The 19,708-nt window shown below is 62.9% G+C and carries 17 protein-coding genes and 1 pseudogene; 6 read left to right on the plus strand and 12 right to left on the minus strand.

What is annotated here, in order from left to right:
• Nucleotides 1-11: 11 nt before the first annotated feature.
• Nucleotides 12-1,409, plus strand: coding sequence for a 2-oxoadipate dioxygenase/decarboxylase HglS (gene hglS / locus ABM562_RS04500; protein WP_134065190.1), 1,398 nt, complete (start codon nt 12-14; stop codon nt 1,407-1,409).
• Between the two features lie 124 nt (nt 1,410-1,533).
• On the opposite strand, the gene ABM562_RS04505 is transcribed toward hglS, so the two are convergent.
• The 3 genes and pseudogenes from ABM562_RS04505 to ABM562_RS04515 all read right to left on the minus strand — a co-directional run bounded on the left by ABM562_RS04505 (nt 1,534) and on the right by ABM562_RS04515 (nt 4,613).
• On the minus strand, nt 1,534-2,403 hold the full coding sequence (locus ABM562_RS04505; protein WP_460421140.1) for a methyl-accepting chemotaxis protein: 870 nt from the start codon (nt 2,401-2,403) through the stop codon (nt 1,534-1,536).
• Nucleotides 2,401-3,513: pseudogene (locus tag ABM562_RS04510) on the minus strand (Cache 3/Cache 2 fusion domain-containing protein); the annotation flags it as partial. The gene ABM562_RS04505 and the pseudogene ABM562_RS04510, both read right to left, overlap by 3 nt.
• Nucleotides 3,514-3,668: 155 nt before the next feature.
• Nucleotides 3,669-4,613 (minus strand): LysR substrate-binding domain-containing protein, encoded by a 945-nt coding sequence (locus ABM562_RS04515; protein ID WP_258578572.1) that lies wholly within the window; start codon nt 4,611-4,613, stop codon nt 3,669-3,671.
• 156 nt (nt 4,614-4,769) lie between these two features.
• Here ABM562_RS04515 and ABM562_RS04520 point away from each other — a divergent pair, with 156 nt between their 5' ends.
• Complete coding sequence (locus ABM562_RS04520; protein ID WP_460421003.1) at nt 4,770-6,161, plus strand: NorM family multidrug efflux MATE transporter; 1,392 nt, start codon at nt 4,770-4,772, stop codon at nt 6,159-6,161.
• 54 nt (nt 6,162-6,215) lie between these two features.
• Here ABM562_RS04520 and ABM562_RS04525 read toward each other — a convergent pair whose 3' ends face one another.
• Nucleotides 6,216-7,880, minus strand: a complete 1,665-nt coding sequence (locus tag ABM562_RS04525; protein WP_115084699.1) for a putative bifunctional diguanylate cyclase/phosphodiesterase — start codon at nt 7,878-7,880, stop codon at nt 6,216-6,218.
• A 265-nt stretch (nt 7,881-8,145) separates the two neighbouring features.
• Between ABM562_RS04525 and rep the strand changes: the two genes are divergently transcribed.
• On the plus strand, nt 8,146-10,155 hold the full coding sequence (rep, locus tag ABM562_RS04530) for a DNA helicase Rep (RefSeq protein WP_460421005.1): 2,010 nt from the start codon (nt 8,146-8,148) through the stop codon (nt 10,153-10,155).
• 63 nt (nt 10,156-10,218) lie between these two features.
• Nucleotides 10,219-10,791, plus strand: coding sequence for a xanthine phosphoribosyltransferase (locus ABM562_RS04535; RefSeq protein WP_010225834.1), 573 nt, complete (start codon nt 10,219-10,221; stop codon nt 10,789-10,791).
• Nucleotides 10,792-10,881: 90 nt separating this feature from the next.
• On the opposite strand, the gene ABM562_RS04540 is transcribed toward ABM562_RS04535, so the two are convergent.
• The 6 genes from ABM562_RS04540 to dadA form a co-directional block, all read right to left on the minus strand.
• Entirely contained in the window at nt 10,882-12,795 is a 1,914-nt protein-coding gene (locus ABM562_RS04540) for an acetyl-CoA hydrolase/transferase C-terminal domain-containing protein (RefSeq protein ID WP_460421007.1), read from the minus strand.
• Nucleotides 12,796-12,917: 122 nt separating this feature from the next.
• Nucleotides 12,918-13,340, minus strand: coding sequence for a c-type cytochrome (locus tag ABM562_RS04545; RefSeq protein WP_177414928.1), 423 nt, complete (start codon nt 13,338-13,340; stop codon nt 12,918-12,920).
• 139 nt (nt 13,341-13,479) lie between these two features.
• Entirely contained in the window at nt 13,480-14,028 is a 549-nt protein-coding gene (locus ABM562_RS04550; protein WP_010225839.1) for a cupin domain-containing protein, read from the minus strand.
• Between the two features lie 108 nt (nt 14,029-14,136).
• Entirely contained in the window at nt 14,137-15,210 is a 1,074-nt protein-coding gene (gene alr / locus ABM562_RS04555) for an alanine racemase (protein WP_115084692.1), read from the minus strand.
• A gap of 96 nt (nt 15,211-15,306) precedes the next feature.
• Nucleotides 15,307-15,660, minus strand: a complete 354-nt coding sequence (locus ABM562_RS04560; RefSeq protein WP_460421010.1) for a RidA family protein — start codon at nt 15,658-15,660, stop codon at nt 15,307-15,309.
• Complete coding sequence (gene dadA, locus ABM562_RS04565) at nt 15,632-16,933, minus strand: D-amino acid dehydrogenase (protein WP_460421012.1); 1,302 nt, start codon at nt 16,931-16,933, stop codon at nt 15,632-15,634. The genes ABM562_RS04560 and dadA overlap by 29 nt, the downstream gene beginning before the upstream one ends.
• Before the next feature lie 156 nt (nt 16,934-17,089).
• Between dadA and dadR the strand changes: the two genes are divergently transcribed.
• Nucleotides 17,090-17,578, plus strand: coding sequence for a transcriptional regulator DadR (gene dadR / locus ABM562_RS04570; RefSeq protein ID WP_008366790.1), 489 nt, complete (start codon nt 17,090-17,092; stop codon nt 17,576-17,578).
• Nucleotides 17,579-17,581: 3 nt separating this feature from the next.
• Here dadR and ABM562_RS04575 read toward each other — a convergent pair whose 3' ends face one another.
• Nucleotides 17,582-17,935, minus strand: coding sequence for a YkgJ family cysteine cluster protein (locus tag ABM562_RS04575; protein WP_115084689.1), 354 nt, complete (start codon nt 17,933-17,935; stop codon nt 17,582-17,584).
• Between the two features lie 114 nt (nt 17,936-18,049).
• Here ABM562_RS04575 and ABM562_RS04580 point away from each other — a divergent pair, with 114 nt between their 5' ends.
• Nucleotides 18,050-19,354 (plus strand): NAD(P)/FAD-dependent oxidoreductase, encoded by a 1,305-nt coding sequence (locus ABM562_RS04580; protein WP_134065202.1) that lies wholly within the window; start codon nt 18,050-18,052, stop codon nt 19,352-19,354.
• On the opposite strand, the gene ABM562_RS04585 is transcribed toward ABM562_RS04580, so the two are convergent.
• A complete protein-coding gene (locus tag ABM562_RS04585; RefSeq protein WP_115084686.1) occupies nt 19,351-19,581 on the minus strand; it encodes a DUF1127 domain-containing protein in 231 nt (76 codons plus the stop codon). The genes ABM562_RS04580 and ABM562_RS04585 overlap by 4 nt on opposite strands.
• Nucleotides 19,582-19,708: the final 127 nt, after the last annotated feature.

Genomic DNA, 19,708 nt, shown 5'->3' on the forward strand with positions numbered 1-19,708 from the left:
GGAAGCTTTCGATGCCCGCTCAAGATTTCGTCAGCCCGGACAGCATTCGCGCGCAGTTCTCGGCCGCCATGTCGCTCATGTACAAGCAAGAGGTGCCGCTGTACGGCACGCTGCTGTCACTGGTGAGCGAAATCAATCAGCAGGTCATGACCCAGCAACCCGAGGTTGCCCAGGCCCTGCGCTGGACCGGTGAAATCGAGCGCCTCGACCAGGAACGCCACGGCGCCATTCGCGTCGGCACCGCCGAAGAGCTGGCAACCATCGGCCGCCTGTTCGCGGTGATGGGCATGCAACCAGTGGGGTACTACGACCTCAGCAGCGCCGGTGTACCGGTGCATTCCACCGCCTTTCGCGCCGTGCACGAGCAATCGCTGCACATCAGCCCGTTCCGGGTCTTCACCTCGCTGCTGCGCCTGGAGCTGATCGACAACCCGGCGCTGCGTGAGCTGTCGCGCGAGATTCTCGCCCGCCGGCAAATCTTCACCCCGCGTGCGTTGCAGTTGATCGAGCAATTCGAGCGCGATGGTGGCCTGAATGCCGACGATGCCCTGGCGTTTGTCGACGAAGCCCTGCACACCTTCCGCTGGCACCGGGACGCCACGGTGACCGCCGAGCAGTACCAGCAACTACACGACCAGCACCGCCTGATTGCCGATGTGGTGGCCTTCAAGGGCCCGCACATCAATCACCTGACTCCGCGCACCCTGGACATCGATGCCATCCAGCTGGGCATGCCGGCCAAAGGTATTCCGCCCAAGGCCGTAATCGAAGGCCCGCCACCGCGTCGCTGCCCGATACTGCTGCGTCAGACTAGTTTCAAGGCGCTGCAGGAGAAGGTCGCGTTCACTGATCAGCAGGGTGAAGGCAGTGGCAGCCATACCGCGCGCTTTGGCGAGATCGAGCAACGGGGTGCAGCACTGACGCCAAAAGGTCGCCAGCTTTATGACCAATTGCTCGATGCCGCCCGCACGGCGCTGGGTGGCGTTCCCGCCGAGGCCAATGCCGAGCGCTACATGAGTCTGCTCAGCGACAGCTTCAAGGCCTTCCCGGATGACCTGGCGCAGATGCGGGAGCAGGCGCTGGCGTACTTCCGCTACTTCCCGACCGAACGCGGGTTGGCGGCGCGTGGTGAAGCGCAGCGGCCGACTTCATTGCAGGGGCTGATCGACGCTGGGCATGTTCACTTTGAAGCGCTGGTGTACGAGGATTTTCTGCCGGTCAGTGCGGCGGGGATTTTCCAGTCGAACCTGGGCGATGATGCGCAGAACGAGTACGGCAGCAATGCCAACCGCGAAGCCTTCGAACAGGCGCTGGGCAAACCGGTGCAGGATGAGCTGGGGTTGTACGCCGAGAGTGAGCGGCGATCGTTGATGGCCTGTGCGCAGGCGCTGGGCCTGTCGCAGCTGTAGGAACCCAGGGCTGCTACGCAGCCCATCGCTGGCAAAGCCAGCTCCCACAGTTTCAGTGTTTGCAGTTCCATTGTGGGAGCCGGCCTTGCCGGCGATGGGCCGCAAAGCGGCCCCGATTTAGAACCTAACGCCCAACCCGAAAGCGATCCACTTCCTGCCGCAACTGCCCCGCCAATCCCTCAAGCTCACGCGCCGTAGCCGCCAGGTTCGTCGCTACCTCGCGCTGCTCACTGTTGGCCAGGGCAATGCTCTGCAGGTTACGGCTGAGCACATTCGCCGTGCTGCTCTGCTCTTGGGTTGCCGTGGTGATGGCGGCAAACTGTTCCCCCGCCGAACGGCTGCGTTCATCAATCTGCGCCAGCGCCGCGGCAACCTTGGCATTGCGCTCCAACCCTTCCTGCATCAGGCGGTTGCCCTGCTCCATGGTGCTGATGGCGTTGCCGGTTTCCTGCTGGATGCTGCCGATCATGGTCGAGATTTCATCGGTAGCCTGACGGGTACGCGAGGCCAGATTGCGCACCTCGTCCGCGACCACGGCAAAGCCCCGCCCCTGTTCACCGGCCCGCGCCGCTTCAATGGCAGCGTTCAAGGCCAGCAGGTTGGTCTGCTCGGCAATCGAGGTGATCACCCCGACGATGCCGCCAATTTCCTGGGAGCGCAGGCCGAGGGTGTCGATCACTTCGGCGGTGCCGGCCAGTGCGCTGGCGATCTGCTCAAGGGACGACGACGCCTGGTCCATCGAGGTGCGGCCAGTGCGGGTTTGCTGGACGTTGTCCTGGGCCATGCGCTCGGTGCTGCCCATGTTGTCGGCAATGTTCATCGAAGTGGCACTGAACTGCTCGACGGCACCGGCCATGCTGGTGATTTCGCCGGATTGCTGCTCCATCCCCTCACAGGCACCGGAGGACATTCCCGACAATGCCTGGGCACGGCTGCTGACCTGCTCTGCCGCTGCGCGAATGTGCTCGACCATGCTCGCCAGCGCTTCGCCCATCTGGTTGAAACTGTGCGCCAGCTGGCCGATTTCATCGTTGCTCGATACCCGCAGACGCGCCTGCAGGTCACCGCCACCCAGGGCTTGCGCTTGCTGCAGCAGATCACCCAGCGGGCGCAGACGGCGGCGTAACAGCCACAGGGTCGCAGCAACGGCCAGCAGCATCGCCAACAGGCTGCCGATGGCCAGGCGGGTACCGACGCTCCAGGTTACCGCGCGGATTTCCGCCTTCGGCATGCTCGCCACCACCGTCCAGGGCCCACCTGCAAACGGCACGGCAACGCTGAACAGCTCTTCGACACCGTCATGCCAGAAACGCCCTTCGCCCGCGGTGAACCCGGCAAGTGCCTGTGCCGCCTGGCTATCCGGGCGCACACCTGCTGGCGGCACCAGCCAGTGCTGCTTGTCGTCGAGCAGGGCCAGTGAGCCGGTCTGGCCGATGCGAAAGCGCCCGAGGTTGGCGAACTGGGCCTTTTGCGCATCGGTGTAGTCGAAGCCGACGAACAGCACCGCAATCACCCGCCCGCTGCTGTCACGCACCGGGGTGTACTGGGTCATGTAATCGCGCTCGAACAGGTTCGCCCGGCCAACATAGGCCTGACCGGCCAGCAAGCGGGCGTACGCCGGATGCTGGCGGTCGAGCAGCGTGCCGATGGCGCGGCTGCCGTCCTGCTTGGTCAGCGAGGTGCTGATACGGACAAAGTCTTCACCGCTGCGCACGAACAAGGTGGCGACGCCCGCGGTCATCTGGCGGAAATCATCCACCTGGCGAAAGTCGTTGTTGAGCAGTTGATCACCCAGGTACAGCGCGGGCGTGGCAACCCCCGCAACCGTCACCGACTCCCCGGAATGCAACTGCAAACCGGCGGCAAAGCGCTTCTCGAACAAGCCGCTCAGGCGCTGAGTGCTTTCGCGCAGAGTGCCGTGAAAGGTATCGAGCTGATCGGCGAGCAGTCGCGCTTCGCTGGCCAGGTGTTCCTGGCGGGTAATCAGGTTGGCGTTGTCCAGCGAACGCAGGGCAAACAGGGTGCTACCGGTAATCACCACGGCCAGCACGATGGCGAGGGCGATACCGAGTTGCGAGGCAATCCGGGCACGGGGTTGAGACATGGAAGCTCCTGGCAAGAGGGGCCGGGATCGTCCTGATCACGCTGACCGTCCGCATCAATACGGGAAGCGAGCCATCTAGACGTGGCTCTGATGCCTCTGCTTCGGCGGCGCGCGGCAATACTTGAGTGTGCAACAGGGTTATCCCGCGCAAACGTTCAACCGCTTCCGATAGACGCTGATGGCCCCAGTATTTCCACCTTGGGCAAGTCCATGGAGTCTGCCTCGCCTTGCAGGAAGTCACTCAAGCGTCGCAAGCGCTCGCCACCGGGGCGGGTTTTCGGCCAGACCAGGTAGTAATCCAGCCCGCTGGCAACCGCCGTCGGCCATGGCAGGCTAAGCCGGGCCTGGGCGACATCCTCGGCCACCATCAACAAGTCCCCCATGGACACGCCATAACCCCGGGCAGCGGCGATCATGCCCAGTTCCAGGGTATCGAACACCTGGCCACCCTTGAGCGAGACCTTGTCGGTGAGGTCCATGCGCGCCAGCCAGCTGCGCCAGTCGCGCTTGTCGGGGGTCGGATGAAGCAGCTCGACACCCGCCAGGCGCCGCTCATCCCAGGGTCCTTCCTTGAGCAGTTCCGGCGCGCCGACCGGTATCAGCAGCTCGGAAAACAGCCGCTTGACCTCCCAATCCGGCGGGAAGTGACCGTCACTCAGCAACACCGCGCAGTCGAAAGGCTCATGATTGAAATCGACATGATCGACGTCCATCCAGGCGCTGGTCAGCTGTACTTCGTTGCCCGGCTGCAGGTGGCGAAAGCGGCTCAGGCGTGCCAGCAGCCAGCGCATGGTCAGGGTCGAAGGGGCTTTCATGCGCAGGATGTCGTCCTCGCTGCGCAGGGTGTTGCAAGCCCGCTCCAGTGCCGCAAAGCCTTCGCGCACTCCGGGCAGGAGCAAACGCGCCGCTTCGCTGAGTTGCAGGCTGCGGCCGTTGCGCACGAACAAACGGCAGGCGAAGTGCTCCTCAAGGGTGCGGATGTGCCGGCTGACCGCGCTCTGGGTGATTGATAACTCATCTGCGGCGCGGGTGAACGAACTGTGCCGGGCGGCCGCTTCGAAAGCCCGCAGTGCGTACAAGGGCGGTAAACGACGAGACATGAGGGACGGGCTCCGGGTTATCCACAGGCGATCGTCAGGATCATACTCCCATGAGTTTTAATCATGCCAAGCATCGCTATTATCCTTTTGTGGATAACCGTGCAAAGCCTCAAGCTTTCATGCTTTGAATCTATCGCGTAAGAAAAGGACGACTCCATGCAGGCTGCGCCTACCCATGAACTCAAGGCTTTGCTGCGCCTGGCCGGGCCGCTGATTGCCTCGCAGTTGGCGCACATGCTGATGGTACTCACCGACACCCTGATGATGGCCCGCATCAGCCCGCAAGCGCTGGCCGGTGGTGGTCTGGGGGCGGCGAGTTATTCGTTCGTGTCGATCTTTTGCCTGGGTGTGATCGCCGCGGTCGGCACCCTGGTGGCGATTCGCAAGGGTGCCGGTGACATCGCCGGCGCCACCCGCCTGACCCAGGCCGGGTTGTGGCTGGCCTGGGTCATGGCCCTGGTGGCAGCACTGGCGCTGTGGAACCTGGAGCCGGTGCTGCTACTGCTCGGCCAGAGCCCCAACAACGTCGAGGCCGCCGCGCAGTTCCTGTTGTTGCTGCCCTTCGCCCTGCCCGGCTACCTGAGCTTCATGGCCCTGCGCGGCTTTACCAGCGCCATCGGCCGTTCGACGCCGGTGATGGTTATCAGCCTGGTCGGCACAGTGGCCAACTTCCTGCTCAATTACGCCTTGATCGAGGGCATGTTCGGCCTGCCGAAACTGGGCCTGGTGGGCATCGGCCTGGTGACCGCGATCGTTGCCAACTGCATGGCCGTGGCCATGGCGTTGTATATCCGCTGGCACCCGGCCTACGCGCCCTACCCGATTCGCCAGGGCCTGAGCCGCCCGTCGTGGCCAGCCCTGCGCGAGCTGTGGCGCCTGGGCTTGCCGATTGGCGGCACCTACACCGTCGAGGTCGGCCTGTTCGCCTTCGCCGCACTGTGCATGGGCGTGCTCGGCAGCACCGAGCTTGCCGCGCACCAGATCGCCCTGCAGATCGTCTCGACCGCGTTCATGATTCCGGCGGGCCTGTCGTATGCCGTAACCATGCGTGTAGGGCTCTATTACGGTGCCGATAACCTCTTGGGTGCCCGACACGCTGGCCGGGTTGGGATCGGTTTTGGCGCGGCGATGATGCTGATGTTCGCCATCCTCTTCTGGCTGCTGCCAGACCCGCTGGTGGGGCTGTTCCTCGACCACGGTGACCCGGCCTTTGCCGACATCATCCAGCTGGCCGTGAGCCTGCTGATGGTCGCCGCCTGGTTCGAGCTGTTCGATGGTGTGCAGACGATTGCCATGGGCTCGATCCGCGGGCTCAAGGATGCCAAGACCACCTTCCTGGTCGGGCTGTTCTGTTACTGGGTGATCGGTGCGCCGGCGGCCTGGTTGCTGGCGTTCAACCTCGGCCTGGGTGCGGTGGGCGTGTGGTGGGGGCTGGCGCTGGGCCTGGCGTGTGCGGCGGTGAGCCTGACTTTGGCATTTGAATGGCGAATGAAGCGCTTGCTGGGCAGTGCCGGTGGGGTGAACAAGGTGACGGCTTCGGTGGTTTGAAGGCCCTGTGGGAGCTGGACTTGCCAGCGATGGGCTGCAAAGCAGCCCCAGAATCTACAAAGCCACCGACTGCTGCGCCGGACCACGCAGCAGATACTCCATCAACTCATCCATCGGCAACGGCCGGCTGATCAGAAACCCCTGCACCTGGTCACAATCAAAACTGCGCAACAGGTCCATCTGCTCCGGGGTTTCCACACCCTCGGCCACCACCTCGAGGTTGAGGTTGTGCGCCAGGTTGATCATCGCGTGCACCAGCTTGCGGTTTTCTTCGCGCTGCTCCATGCCGCCGACAAAGCTGCGATCGACCTTGAGCAAGGTGATCGGCAAGCTGTTCAGGTGCACGAACGACGAGAAGCCGGTACCGAAGTCATCCAGGGAAAAGCGCACACCCAGGCGCCCCAGCGCATCCATGGTCTGCTTGACCAGGTCGTTGCGCCGCATCACCGCGGTTTCGGTCAGCTCGAACTCCAGCCAGCGGGCATCGACGCCGTGCTCGATGATCAGCCGGCTCAGGGTCGCCAACAGCTGGCTGTCCTGGAACTGGCGGAACGACAGGTTCACCGCCATGTGCAAGGGCGCCAGCCCTTGTTCGCGCAGCGCCTGCATGTCGCGCAGGGCACGGGAAATCACCCAGTAGCCCAGGGGCACGATCAGCCCGCTCTGCTCGGCCAGGGGCACGAACTCGCTGGGCGGCAGCAGCCCGCGTTCGGCATGGCGCCAGCGCACCAGGGCTTCGAGGCCGACGATGCGCCCGTCGGCCAGGTTCAGCCGCGGCTGGTAGTGCAGTTCCAGCTCGTCACGACGCAGCGCCCGGCGCAGTTCGCTTTCCAGGTCGGCAAGGCTGCGGGCGTTGCGGTTGATGCGTTCGTTGAAGACGTGGAAAGTACAGCCCTGGGTGCTCTTGGCCTGCTGCATGGCGATGTGCGCATGCCACATCAGCGGGTCGGCGCCACCCTGGGCGCGGGCGTGGGCGACGCCCAGGCTGCAGCCTAGCAGCAGGCTTTCGCCGTCGATCCAGTAGGGTTCGGCCAGGGCTTCGGTGATGCGTTCGGCCATCCATTCGGCGCGCTGCGGCTCGCGGCGAGTATCGATCAACAGAGCGAATTCGTCGCTGCCCAGGCGCGCGACCTGGTCACCGGCTTCGAGCTGGCTTTTCAGCCGGCCCACCACTTGCAGGATCAGCCGGTCGCCGGCCTGATGACCAAGGGCATCGTTGGCATGGCGAAAGTTGTCGAGGTCCAGATGACCGAGGGCGACACCGCGCCCTTCGCTGTCAGCCAGGCGCGCTGCCAACAGGGTCTGAAAGCCCTGGCGGTTGGCGATGCCGGTCAGCGGGTCCTGCTCGGCCAAACGCTGCAAGGTCGCTTCGAGGACGCCGCGCTCGCGGACATGGCGCAGGCTGCGGCGCAGGATATTGCTGGTCAGTTGGTCGCGGATCAGCCAGTCGCTGACCCCCGGCGGCGGCACCTGCGGCTCGTGCTCGAGCAGCAGAACCATCGGCAATATGCAGCGCCCGGGCGCCGGTTGCAGTGGCGGGGTCGCCAGCACCAGCGCATTGCGGTCGTTGGCAAACAGGGTGTCGACTGCCTCCCAGTTCGGAGCGGTCAGCAATACCGCCTGGCCCGCCATCGGCAGCAGACACTCGCGCAAGACAGTGGCCCATTCCGGCTCATCGGCCAGCAGGAGCAAACGCAAGGGTTCGACGGGCGTAGACAAGCTGGCTCCTTAGGACGTAGGCGCAGTCAAATGACGATGGGCAGCGAGAATGCGTATCCTAAACCATTAATGAAAATGATTTTCACTTAAAGTCATGCCATTCCATTGCCGACATCCCGCAGGTTTCGCCACGCATCCTGCGGGAAAGTATCAAATGCGGCAAATTTAGATCGCGTGGTACGTCACACTGTCAGACGGTCGCGGCAGAAACTTTCTACCCCTGCTAAAATGCCCGGCTATTTTTCTAGCGTCCCCGGTTTTCGTCATGTCCCGACTCAACCCCCGGCAACAAGAAGCCGTGAACTACGTCGGCGGCCCTCTTTTGGTGCTCGCCGGTGCTGGCTCCGGCAAAACCAGCGTGATCACCCGCAAGATCGCGCACCTGATCCAGAACTGCGGCATCCGTGCCCAGTACATCGTGGCCATGACCTTCACCAACAAGGCCGCGCGGGAGATGAAGGAGCGGGTCGGCACCCTGCTGCGCAAGGGCGAAGGCCGCGGCCTGACCGTGTCGACCTTCCACAACCTGGGCCTGAACATCATCCGCAAGGAGCATGAACGGCTGGGCTTCAAACCGGGCTTCTCGATTTTCGACGAGACCGACGTCAAAGCCCTGATGACCGACATCATGCAGAAGGAATACTCGGGCGACGACGGCATCGACGAGATCAAGAACATGATCGGCGCCTGGAAGAACGACCTGATCCTGCCGCCCGAAGCCCTGGAAAAGGCCCGCAACCCCAAGGAGCAGACCGCCGCGGTGGTCTATGCGCACTACCAGCGCACCCTGCGGGCATTCAACGCGGTGGACTTCGACGACCTGATCCTGCTGCCGGTCAAGCTGTTCCAGGACAACCCCGATGTCCTGGAGAAGTGGCAGAACAAGGTACGTTACCTGCTGGTCGACGAATACCAGGACACCAACGCCAGCCAGTACTTGCTGGTGAAGATGCTGATCGGCACGCGCAACCAGTTCACCGTGGTCGGCGACGACGACCAGTCGATCTACGCCTGGCGCGGTGCGCGGCCCGAGAACCTGATGCTGCTCAAGGACGACTACCCGTCGCTGAAAGTGGTGATGCTCGAGCAGAACTACCGCTCCACCAGCCGCATCCTGCGTTGTGCCAACGTACTCATCTCGAACAACCCGCATGCCTTCGAAAAGCAGCTGTGGAGCGAGATGGGCCACGGCGACGAGATCCGCGTGATCCGCTGCAAGAACGAGGAAGCCGAGGCCGAACGGGTGGCCATGGAAATCCTCAGCCTGCACCTGCGCACCGACCGGCCCTACAGCGACTTCGCCATTCTTTACCGGGGCAACTACCAGGCCAAGCTGATCGAGCTGAAGCTGCAGCACCACCAGGTGCCGTATCGCCTGTCGGGCGGCAACAGCTTCTTCGGACGCCAGGAAGTCAAAGACCTGATGGCCTACTTCCGCCTGCTGGTAAACCCGGACGACGATAACGCCTACCTGCGGGTGATCAACGTGCCGCGCCGGGAAATCGGCTCGACCACCCTGGAAAAACTTGGCAACTACGCCACCGAGCGCAAGGTTTCGATGTACGCCGCCAGCGAGGAGCTGGGCCTCGGCGAACACCTGGACAGCCGCTACACCGACCGCCTGCAGCGCTTCAAACGCTGGATGGACAAGGTCCGCGAGCAGGTCGCCCTGGAAGATCCGATCGCTGCCCTGCGCAGCATGATCATGGACATCGACTACGAGAACTGGATTCGCACCAACAGCTCCAGCGACAAGGCCGCGGACTTTCGCATGGGCAACGTCTGGTTCCTGATCGAGGCGTTGAAAAACACCCTCGAGAAAGACGAAGACGGTGGCATGACCATCGAGGAAGCCATCGGCAAGCTGGTGCTGCGCGACATGCTCGAACGCCAGCAGGAAGAGGAAGACGGCGCCGAAGGTGTGCAGATGATGACCCTGCACGCTTCCAAGGGCCTGGAATTCCCCTACGTGTTCATCATGGGCATGGAAGAGGAAATCCTACCGCACCGTTCCAGCATCGAAGCCGACACCATCGAAGAAGAACGGCGCCTGGCCTACGTCGGGATTACCCGCGCACGTCAGACCCTGGCCTTCACCTTTGCCGCCAAGCGCAAGCAGTACGGCGAGATCATCGATTGTTCGCCGAGCCGCTTCCTGGACGAGCTGCCCGACGACGACCTGGCCTGGGAGGGCCTGGACGACGCGCCGACCGAAGTGAAGGCCGCTCGTGGCAACAATGCACTGGCCGATATCCGTGCCATGCTCAAACGTTAGATAATCAACCTTTGCTGCGGCGTATTGCCGTGGCCACTCTTGCTACATCGAGGAAATACCACAGTGGAAGCACTGCACCAGAAGATTCGCGAAGAAGGCATCGTGCTTTCCGATCAGGTTCTCAAAGTCGATGCGTTTCTCAACCATCAGATCGACCCTGCGCTGATGCAACTGATTGGCGACGAGTTCGCCCGTCTGTTCGCCGACTCGGGCATCACCAAGATCGTCACCATCGAAGCCTCGGGCATTGCCCCAGCGGTGATGACCGGCCTGAAACTGGGCGTTCCGGTGATTTTCGCGCGCAAGCACCAGTCGCTGACCCTGACCGAAAACCTGCTGGTGGCTTCGGTGTATTCCTTCACCAAGCAGACTGAAAACACCGTGGCGATCTCCCCGCGCCACCTCAACAGCAGCGACCGCGTGCTGGTGATCGACGACTTCCTGGCCAACGGCAAAGCCTCCCAGGCGCTGATCTCGATCATCAAGCAAGCCGGTGCCACCGTTGCCGGTTTGGGTATCGTCATCGAGAAGTCGTTCCAGGGCGGCCGTGCCGAGCTGGACAGCCAGGGCTACCGCGTTGAATCGCTGGCTCGGGTGAAGTCGCTGGAAGGTGGCGTGGTTACTTTCATCGAGTAATTTGCGCTGGCCTCATCGCTGGCAAGCCAGCTCCCACAGATACTGCATACCGCGGACCTTGTGGGAGCTGGCTTGCCAGCGATAGCGTCCTCAACGGAACGCTGTTGCCTGCAACCCCGCCAGCAACAAGCGCTGATACAAGTCCTCCTTCAGCCCCTGCGGCTGCGCCAGTCCCATCCGCGTCAACTGCCCGGGAAACGCCTCGGGTGCCGGTGCATCCAGCGCCGCCTTGCCCAGCTCAAGCACCTCGCTCAGTTTGAACTTGCTCTTGAGCCAATTCAGCGCCCGCAACAAATCACGCTCCTCAGCCGTGAAGTCACTGCCCAGCGGATACTCGGGGAACAACCGTGCGTGCCTTTCGCGCAGCGCCTGCAAACGCTGCGGGGTGTTCTCGGTGAAGCGCTGATCCAGGCAAAAATCCTTCGGCAACTTGCCGGCCTTCCGCGCCCGTTCGATCAGCTCGGGCTGAAAGCGCGTGTCGCTGATCGCCAGCAACCGTGCAATCACCTCGGCGTCAGTTTGCCCACGCAGGTCGGCGATGCCGTACTCGGTGACGACGATGTCGCGCAGGTGCCGGGGAATGGTGCAGTGACCGTATTCCCAGACCAGGTTGGAGCTGACCTCCCCGCCCGCTTCACGCCAGCTGCGCAGCAGCAGGATCGAGCGCGCGCCTTCAAGTGCATGGCCCTGGGCAACGAAGTTGTACTGCCCACCTACCCCGCTGAGCACCCGGCCGTCTTCCAGCTGATCGGCCACCCCGGCGCCCATCAAGGTCATGGTGAACACCGTGTTGATAAAGCGCGCATCCTGGCGCTGCAGGCGCTTGAGCGACTCCTGGCCATACAGCTCGTTGATGTAGCTGATGGCGCTCATGGCAAAGCGTTTGCGCTGGCTTAAAGGCATTTCCCGCAAGCGCTGGTAAAAGGCCTGAGGGCCAAGAAAGAAGCCGCCATGCACCAACACGCCCTGGTCATCCAGCTCGCCATTGTTGGCCGCCTGCTGGCGTGCCTCTTCAGGATAAACCGGGCGGCGGATGATCCCCGCTTCGACCAGTGCCAGCAGGCCGTTGACGAACATTTCGCTACAGCCATACAGGCCGTGGGTAAAGGGCTCGATGCCGCCTTCGCGTGCGATCAGGGTTTGCCAGGGCGTGAGGTCAATATCAGCCAGCAACGCACTGTAGGCCTCGCTGTCAGCCTGCCGCGCCAGCAGCCCGGCGGTCAGCGCATCGCCCATGGCGCCAATGCCGATCTGCAGGGTGCCGCCATCGCGCACCAGGGTACTGGCATGCAGGCCGATGAAATGGTCCTGGGTGGTGACCGGCATGTTCGGCGTGGAGAACAACCGGGTGCTTTCCGCGCTATCGATCAGCAGGTCGAAGTCATCCCGGGGCAGCTCCGAGGCGCCCGGCATGTACGGCAGTTCGGTATGCACCTGGCCGAGCACCAGGATGGTTTCACCGGCCGCCCGGCGGCGGGCGATCATTGGCAACAGGTCGAGGGTGATGTCCGGGTTGCAACTCAGGCTCAGCTGGCCGGGATGCGCCGGGTCTTCGGCGACCAGCTGCGCCACCAGGTTCAAGCCCTTGGCATTGATATCGCGGGCGGCGTGGCTGTAGTTGCTGCTGACGTAGTCCTGCTGGGCCATGGCGCTGTGCAGCAGGCTGCCGGGCTGCATGAAGAACTGCTCGACACGGATGTTCGCCGGCAACTGGTCGCGGCGCAGGTCGTGCAGGTAGTCCAGTTCGAGGTAGTCGGCGAACACGCGCTCGATGAAGGGCTCAAGAAAGCGCCGTTGCAAGCCGTCACCAAGGTCCGGGCGGCCGAGACTCAAGGCGGTGTAGATCGTCAGTTGCCGCTCGGGCAACTGGCGGATCCGCGCATACAGGGCATTGACGAAGCGGTTGGGCTTGCCCAGCCCCAGCGGCAGGCCCATGTGGATATGCGCGGGCAGGCGTGCCAGCACCTGGTCCACGGCAGTGTCGATCGAACAGCTGTACGCCATCTCGGCCTCCTGTGGCATTCCTTGACCACTTTGGACCGAGCATGCCGCCAGAATGCTGCGCTGACCAGCGCTAAAACGCACAAAGCCCGCACGTGGCGGGCTTTGCTGGGCAAGCGCTGGGCTTACAGGCCGGACATCTTCTTGATGGCGCCCATCAGGTCGTCATCCGAGCAGTCGGCGCAGGTGCCTTTTGGCGGCATGGCGTTGATGCCGGTGATGGCCTTGGCGAGGATGCCGTCCAGACCACCCTGATGGTCAGAGCGCTCTTTCCAGGCGGCGGTATCGCCGATTTTCGGTGCGCCGAGCAGGCCGCTGCCATGGCAAGCATTGCAATGCTTGGCGATGATTTCATCCGGGGTCTTGGCACCGCCGCCAGCAGCAGCTGCCGCGACTTCCATACCCTTGCATTCCTGACCCTGTACACACACCTGGCCAACCGGTTCCAGTCGCTTGGCGATGTCGTCGTTGGTCGCAGCTTGTGCGCTGACTGCCCAAAGGGCCAATACGGCAGCTGGTACGGCCAGCATTTTCTTGATTAGATTCACGCGTACACCCTCATGGTGGCTAGTCACGCCCGCGGCCACGGTTTCGCAGGCGGCGCAAGTATAACGGGAACCCTGCCTCACCGAAACAACCCTAGTGTCCAAAGGGTCTTAGCCGCGACAATCCGCCGCGCAATGCCCACTAGAAGTTGGCCGGAGTCGCCGCGCTGATCAGCCGGGCCGGCTCATCGTAAGGATTGCGGAAACGGTGCGGCTTGGTACTTTCAAAATAGTAGCTGTCGCCCGCTTCGAGGATGAAAGTTTCCAGGCCCACCACCAGTTCAAGGCGGCCTTCGAGGAGGATGCCGGTCTCTTCGCCATCATGGGTGAGCATTTCTTCGCCAGTATCGGCACCCGGCGGATAGACCTCGTTGAGGAAGGCAATAGCCCGGCTCGGGTGCGCCTTGCCGACCAGTTTCATGGTCACCGCACCGTCCGAAATGTCGATCAGTTCGTGGGCTTTATAGACGATCTGGGTAGGGTTTTCCGGTTGCAGCTCTTCGGAAAAGAACTCGACCATGGACATTGGAATACCGCTCAGCACCTTGCGCAGCGAGCTGATTGAAGGGCTGACGCTGTTCTTCTCGATCATCGAGATGGTGCTGTTGGTGACGCCCGCACGTTTGGCGAGTTCACGCTGTGACAGGCCCTTGAGCTTGCGAATGGCTTGCAGTCGTTCACCGACGTCCAATGCTGGAGCCCTCCTAAACGAACGAGTGGGGTCGAAATTGAACGTCATCATCGCAACAGCGTTCAGTATTTACAACACTTCGACCCGCAGCCTGTCCGCTTTGGCGCCTTAATCGCCGCTGTAGTCCAGCGGTACGCGCTTGAGGTTGCAGAAAATCTGGTAAGGGATGTTGCCAGCATGCATGGCCACTTCGCTGGCCAGCACGTTTTTGCCCCACAGCTCCACCGGGCTGCCGAGGCCCGCTTCCGGCACGTCGGTCAGGTCAATGCAGAGCATGTCCATCGACACCCGGCCGATCAGCTGGGTGCGTTTGCCGGCCACCAGCACCGGTGTACCGTTTGGCGCCTGGCGCGGGTAGCCATCGGCGTACCCCATGGCCACCACGCCAACCCGGGTCGGCCGCGGGCTGATGAACTTGGCGCCATAACCGACAGGCTCGCCGGCCGGCAGCTCACGCACACTGATCACCCGCGATTGCACGGTCATTACCGGCTGCAGGCGCGCAGCTTCTGCCTGAGGCACTTCGAAGGGCGTGGCGCCGTACAGCATCAGGCCCGGGCGCACCCAGTCGCTGGGCATATTCGGCCAACCGAGCACGGCCGGCGAGTTGCGCAGGCTGACCTCGGCGCTCAGGCCCTGGCGCGCGGCCTGGAATACCGCCAGTTGTTCGTTGCTGGCGTCGCTGTCGAGTTCATCGGCACGGGCGAAGTGGCTCATCAGCACGATACGCGCAACCTTGCCGCTGGCCAGCAGGCGCTGGTACGCGGCCTGATAGTCCTTGGCGTGCAGGCCGACCCGGTGCATGCCCGAGTCGAGTTTGAGCCAGACGGTGATCGGCTTGCTCAGGTGTGCCTGTTCGATCGCCTCCAGCTGCCACAGCGAATGCACCACGCACCACAGGTCGTGCTGGGCGATCAGTTGCAGTTCGCTGGCTTCGAAAAAGCCTTCAAGCAGCAGCACCGGCGGCTTGATCCCGGCTGCGCGCAGCTCCAGCGCCTCTTCGATGCAGGCCACGGCAAAACCATCGGCTTGCTGCTCCAGGGCCAGGGCACAACGCACGGCACCGTGACCATAGGCATCGGCCTTGATCACGGCCAGGGCTTTGGCTCCGGTCAGTTCGCGGGCAAGTTGATAGTTGTGACGCAGGGCTTGAAGATCGATCAGGGCACGGGCAGGACGCATGACGGCAGCCTTCTGGGCAGTCTGGTTAAAAGTAAAAAACCCGGTGCCCGAAGGCAGCTGGTCGGCCGCCGGCGGCACCGGGTGAGGGATCGGGTGTTACGGCAGTGCGGCGACCACCGACAGCTCGATGAGGATTTCCGGTTCGCACAGCTTGGCTTCAACGGTGGCACGGGCCGGCGCGACGCCTTTTGGCAGCCACTTGTCCCACACCGCGTTCATGCCCTGAAAGTGCGCGTCGATGTCCTTGAGGTAGATGGTCACCGAGAGCAGGCGGCTCTTGTCGGTGCCGGCCAGGTCCAGCAGGCGCTCGATGTTGGCCAGGGTCTCGCGGGTTTGCTGCTCGATCCCGGCGTTCATGTCGTCACCCACCTGGCCCGCCAGGTAGACGGTGCTGTTGTGGGTGACGATCTGGCTCATGCGCTCATTGGTGAGCTGGCGCTGGACTGACATGTTTGGCAGGCTCCTGGTGTTTTCCGTAGCGAGAGATATCGAGGCCTTCGGCGCTGATTTGCGGCTTCTTGCGCGCAATCAGGTCGGCCAGCAGGCGACCGGAACCGCAAGCCATGGTCCAGCCCAACGTACCGTGCCCCGTGTTGAGGAACAGGTTGCGGAACGGCGTGGAGCCAACGATCGGCGTACCGTCCGGAGTGGTCGGGCGCAGGCCGGTCCAGAAACTGGCCTGGCTCAGGTCGCCGCCACGAGGATAAAGGTCGTTGACGATCATCTCCAGGGTTTCGCGCCGACGCGGGTTCAGCGACAGGTCAAAACCGGCGATTTCAGCCATGCCGCCAACGCGGATGCGGTTGTCGAAACGGGTGATCGCGACCTTGTAGGTTTCGTCGAGAATAGTCGAGGTCGGGGCCATGGCCGGGTCGGTGATCGGCACGGTCAGCGAGTAACCCTTGAGCGGGTAGACCGGGGCCTTGATGCCCAGCGGCTTGAGCAACTGCGGCGAATAGCTGCCCAGGGCCAGCACGTAGCGGTCGGCGGTTTCCAGCTTGCCGTCGATCCACACACCATTGATGCGGTCACCGGCGTAGTCCAGGCGCTGAATGTCCTGGCCAAAGCGGAACTCGACGCCGAGCTTGATCGCCATTTCCGCCAGGCGGGTGGTAAACAGCTGGCAGTCGCCGGTCTGGTCGTTGGGCAGGCGCAGGGCACCGGCGAGGATGTCAGTAACGTTGGCCAGGGCCGGTTCGACGCGGGCGATGCCTGCGCGGTCGAGTACTTCGTACGGCACACCGGACTGCTCGAGGACGGCGATGTCCTTGGCGGCGTTGTCCAGCTGTGCCTGGGTGCGGAACAGCTGCGTGGTACCCAGGGTACGGCCTTCGTAGGCAATCCCGGTTTCAGCGCGCAGCTCATCGAGGCAGTCACGGCTGTACTCGGACAGGCGCACCATGCGCTCCTTGTTCACCGCATAACGGCTGGCGGTGCAGTTGCGCAGCATTTGCGCCATCCACAGGTATTGGTCAATGTCGGCGGTGGCCTTGATGGCCAGGGGCGCGTGGCGTTCAAGCAGCCACTTGATGGCCTTGAGCGGCACACCCGGGGCAGCCCAGGGCGAAGCGTAACCAGGCGAGACCTGGCCGGCGTTGGCAAAACTGGTTTCCATGGCGACTGCCGGTTGACGGTCGACCACGACGACTTCGAACCCTTGCCGTGCCAGATAGTAGGCACTGGCGGTTCCGATCACACCGCTACCAAGCACCAGAACTCGCATGTTTATTACCCTCGACGCAGCGTACCGCTGACATTTGTTGTTAATGGCATAGATGGGCGCAGTATAGGAAGGTATGACCAGTGCTTTTCACTATATAAAAGCCTATATTTGGCGAGAATTCTCGGCAAGGTTGGCTTTTACGGAGGGGCATCCACTATGAGAACCCAGCACCAAAGCAAACGTGAACTGGACAAGATCGACCGCAATATCCTGCGCATCCTGCAGGCAGATGGGCGTATCTCGTTTACTGAACTGGGCGAAAAGGTCGGCCTGTCGACGACCCCCTGCACCGAGCGGGTCCGGCGCCTGGAGCGCGAAGGGATCATCATGGGCTACAACGCCCGGCTCAACCCGCAGCATTTGAAGGGCAGCCTGCTGGTGTTCGTCGAAATCAGCCTCGACTACAAGTCGGGCGACACCTTCGAGGAATTCCGACGTGCCGTGCTGAAGTTGCCACATGTGCTCGAGTGCCACCTGGTCTCGGGCGATTTCGATTACCTGGTCAAGGCACGGATTTCCGAGATGGCCTCCTACCGCAAGCTGCTCGGCGACATCCTGCTCAAGCTGCCGCATGTGCGCGAGTCGAAGAGCTATATCGTCATGGAAGAGGTGAAGGAAAGCCTCAACCTGCCGATTCCGGACTGAGGCTCAGACCAGCACCTGCCGGGTGCTGGCGATGTACTGGTGCACCAGCTTCTCGGCCTGCGGCTCGATCATCTCGGCCGGGGCGCGGCCATTGGGGCATGGCAGCTTTGGGGTAGTGCCGAACAAGCGGCAGATCAGCGGCCGTTCTTCGTACACGGTGCAGCCGTTGGGGCCCAGGTGCACGCAGTTCAGTTCCGCCAGTGCGGCTTCCTGCTCGGCGGCGCTCTTGCGCGGCAGGCGGGCCATTTCTTCGCTGGAGGTGGTCACCGGCCCACAGCAGTCGTGGCATCCGGGCACGCATTCGAATGACGGGATCTGCTCACGCAGGAAGCGGATCTTGTGGCTGTTGCAACTCATGGCGGCCTGCGGCAAAGAAGTGTGGCGCACTATTTTGCCCTACGGTTGCCCGCCCCTGAAAGCGCAGCTTATCCTGCGTAAAATTTTCCAAACACTCAGAACCAGGACAATGCCATGAACGCCGGCGTTCAGCAGCCCGCCTCGCACACCGCTTCCTACTACGCTGCCAGCAGCGTCCCACAGGCGGATTACCCACAGCTGCAGGGCGAACTGAGTTGTGACGTCTGCGTGGTCGGCGGCGGTTTTTCCGGGCTGAACACGGCAATCGAACTGGCCGAACGCGGCCTCAATGTGATCCTGCTGGAGGCGCGCAAGATCGGTTGGGGCGCCAGCGGGCGCAATGGCGGCCAGCTGATTCGCGGAGTCGGCCATGGCCTTGAGCAATTCACCCCGATCCTTGGCAGCGACGGCGTGCGAGAGCTCAAGCTGATGGGCCTGGAAGCGGTAGATATTGTCCGCGAGCGAATCGAGCGCCACGCCATCGACTGCGACCTGGCCTGGGGCTACTGCGACCTGGCCAACAAACCCCGTGACCTGCAGGGTTTCGCCGAGGACGCCGAAGAGCTGCGCAGTTTGGGTTACCGCCATGAGCTACGCCTGGTGCAGCCGGAGCAGATGCACAGCGTAGTCGGCTCGGACCGCTACGTTGGTGGCCTGATCGACATGGGCTCGGGACATCTGCATCCGCTTAACCTGGCCCTGGGCGAAGCGGTCGTCGCCAGCAAGCTGGGCGTGCGTCTGTTCGAGCAGTCGGCGGTGACACGGATCGACTATGGCTCGCAAGTGCGGGTGCACACCGCCAACGGGACCGTCCATGCCAGCACCCTGGTGCTGGGTTGCAACGCCTACCTGAACGACCTGAATGCCGAGCTTGGCGGCAAGGTGCTGCCCGCCGGCAGCTATATCATCGCCACCGAACCCCTGAGCGAGGCCCAGGCCAGCCAGTTGCTGCCGCAAAACATGGCCGTCTGCGACCAGCGCGTGGCCCTGGACTATTACCGTCTGTCCGCCGATCGCCGGCTGCTGTTCGGCGGCGCCTGCCACTATTCCGGGCGTGATCCGCAGGATATCGCCGCCTATATGCGACCGAAGATGCTCAAGGTGTTCCCGCAGCTCGCCGATGTACGTATCGACTATCAATGGGGCGGGATGATCGGCATCGGTGCCAATCGCCTGCCGCAGATCGGCCGCCTGCCCGACCAGCCCAACGTGTACTTCGCCCAGGCCTACTCCGGCCATGGCCTCAATGCCACGCACCTGGCCGGCAGGCTGCTCGGCGAAGCCATCAGCGGCCAGCACAGCGGGCGCTTCGACCTGTTCGCCCGGGTACCGCACATCACCTTCCCGGGCGGCAAGCACCTGCGCTCGCCGCTACTGGCCCTGGGCATGCTCTGGCACCGACTGAAAGAGCTGACCTAAGAGCGCCAGAAGGGTTTCAACCCTTCCTCGCGGGCCTGCTCACGGGTCAGACCGACATCGCGCAACTGTGCGGCGTCCAGCTCCAGCAGCGCCCTGCGGGTATGCCAGCGATGAACCATCAGGCCCCAGCGGTTGAGGCCGGCGGGCGTACTGGATAACCGGGTGCGCTGCTCGCGGCTCAGTTCTTCGGCATACAGTTTCAGGCGCACATCGCTCATGCCGCTCATTGCTTGTTACCTCCAGGGTGTGTGAACCGTGGAGCAAGCATGCGCGTCGGTGCAAAACCATTACAGATCCAAAGCCTGACTATTATTTCCATACAGAATTGGCAGATTTCCTACTGAATGCTGTATT

This window comes from Pseudomonas sp. ZL2, from assembly GCF_054788455.1.

Excerpts from the sequence above, each read along its gene's own strand:
- hglS (WP_134065190.1), top strand. The coding sequence starts at position 12 with ATGCCCGCTCAAGATTTCGTCAGCCCGGACAGCATTCGCGCGCAGTTC.
- ABM562_RS04505 (WP_460421140.1), bottom strand. The coding sequence starts at position 2,403 with ATGGGCGAAGCGCTGGCGAGCATGGTCGAGCACATTCGCGCAGCGGCA.
- ABM562_RS04515 (WP_258578572.1), bottom strand. The coding sequence starts at position 4,613 with ATGTCTCGTCGTTTACCGCCCTTGTACGCACTGCGGGCTTTCGAAGCG.
- ABM562_RS04520 (WP_460421003.1), top strand. The coding sequence starts at position 4,770 with ATGCAGGCTGCGCCTACCCATGAACTCAAGGCTTTGCTGCGCCTGGCC.
- rep (WP_460421005.1), top strand. The coding sequence starts at position 8,146 with ATGTCCCGACTCAACCCCCGGCAACAAGAAGCCGTGAACTACGTCGGC.
- ABM562_RS04540 (WP_460421007.1), bottom strand. The coding sequence starts at position 12,795 with ATGGCGTACAGCTGTTCGATCGACACTGCCGTGGACCAGGTGCTGGCA.
- alr (WP_115084692.1), bottom strand. The coding sequence starts at position 15,210 with ATGCGTCCTGCCCGTGCCCTGATCGATCTTCAAGCCCTGCGTCACAAC.
- ABM562_RS04560 (WP_460421010.1), bottom strand. The coding sequence starts at position 15,660 with ATGTCAGTCCAGCGCCAGCTCACCAATGAGCGCATGAGCCAGATCGTC.
- dadA (WP_460421012.1), bottom strand. The coding sequence starts at position 16,933 with ATGCGAGTTCTGGTGCTTGGTAGCGGTGTGATCGGAACCGCCAGTGCC.
- dadR (WP_008366790.1), top strand. The coding sequence starts at position 17,090 with ATGAGAACCCAGCACCAAAGCAAACGTGAACTGGACAAGATCGACCGC.
- ABM562_RS04575 (WP_115084689.1), bottom strand. The coding sequence starts at position 17,935 with ATGAGTTGCAACAGCCACAAGATCCGCTTCCTGCGTGAGCAGATCCCG.
- ABM562_RS04580 (WP_134065202.1), top strand. The coding sequence starts at position 18,050 with ATGAACGCCGGCGTTCAGCAGCCCGCCTCGCACACCGCTTCCTACTAC.
- ABM562_RS04585 (WP_115084686.1), bottom strand. The coding sequence starts at position 19,581 with ATGAGCGGCATGAGCGATGTGCGCCTGAAACTGTATGCCGAAGAACTG.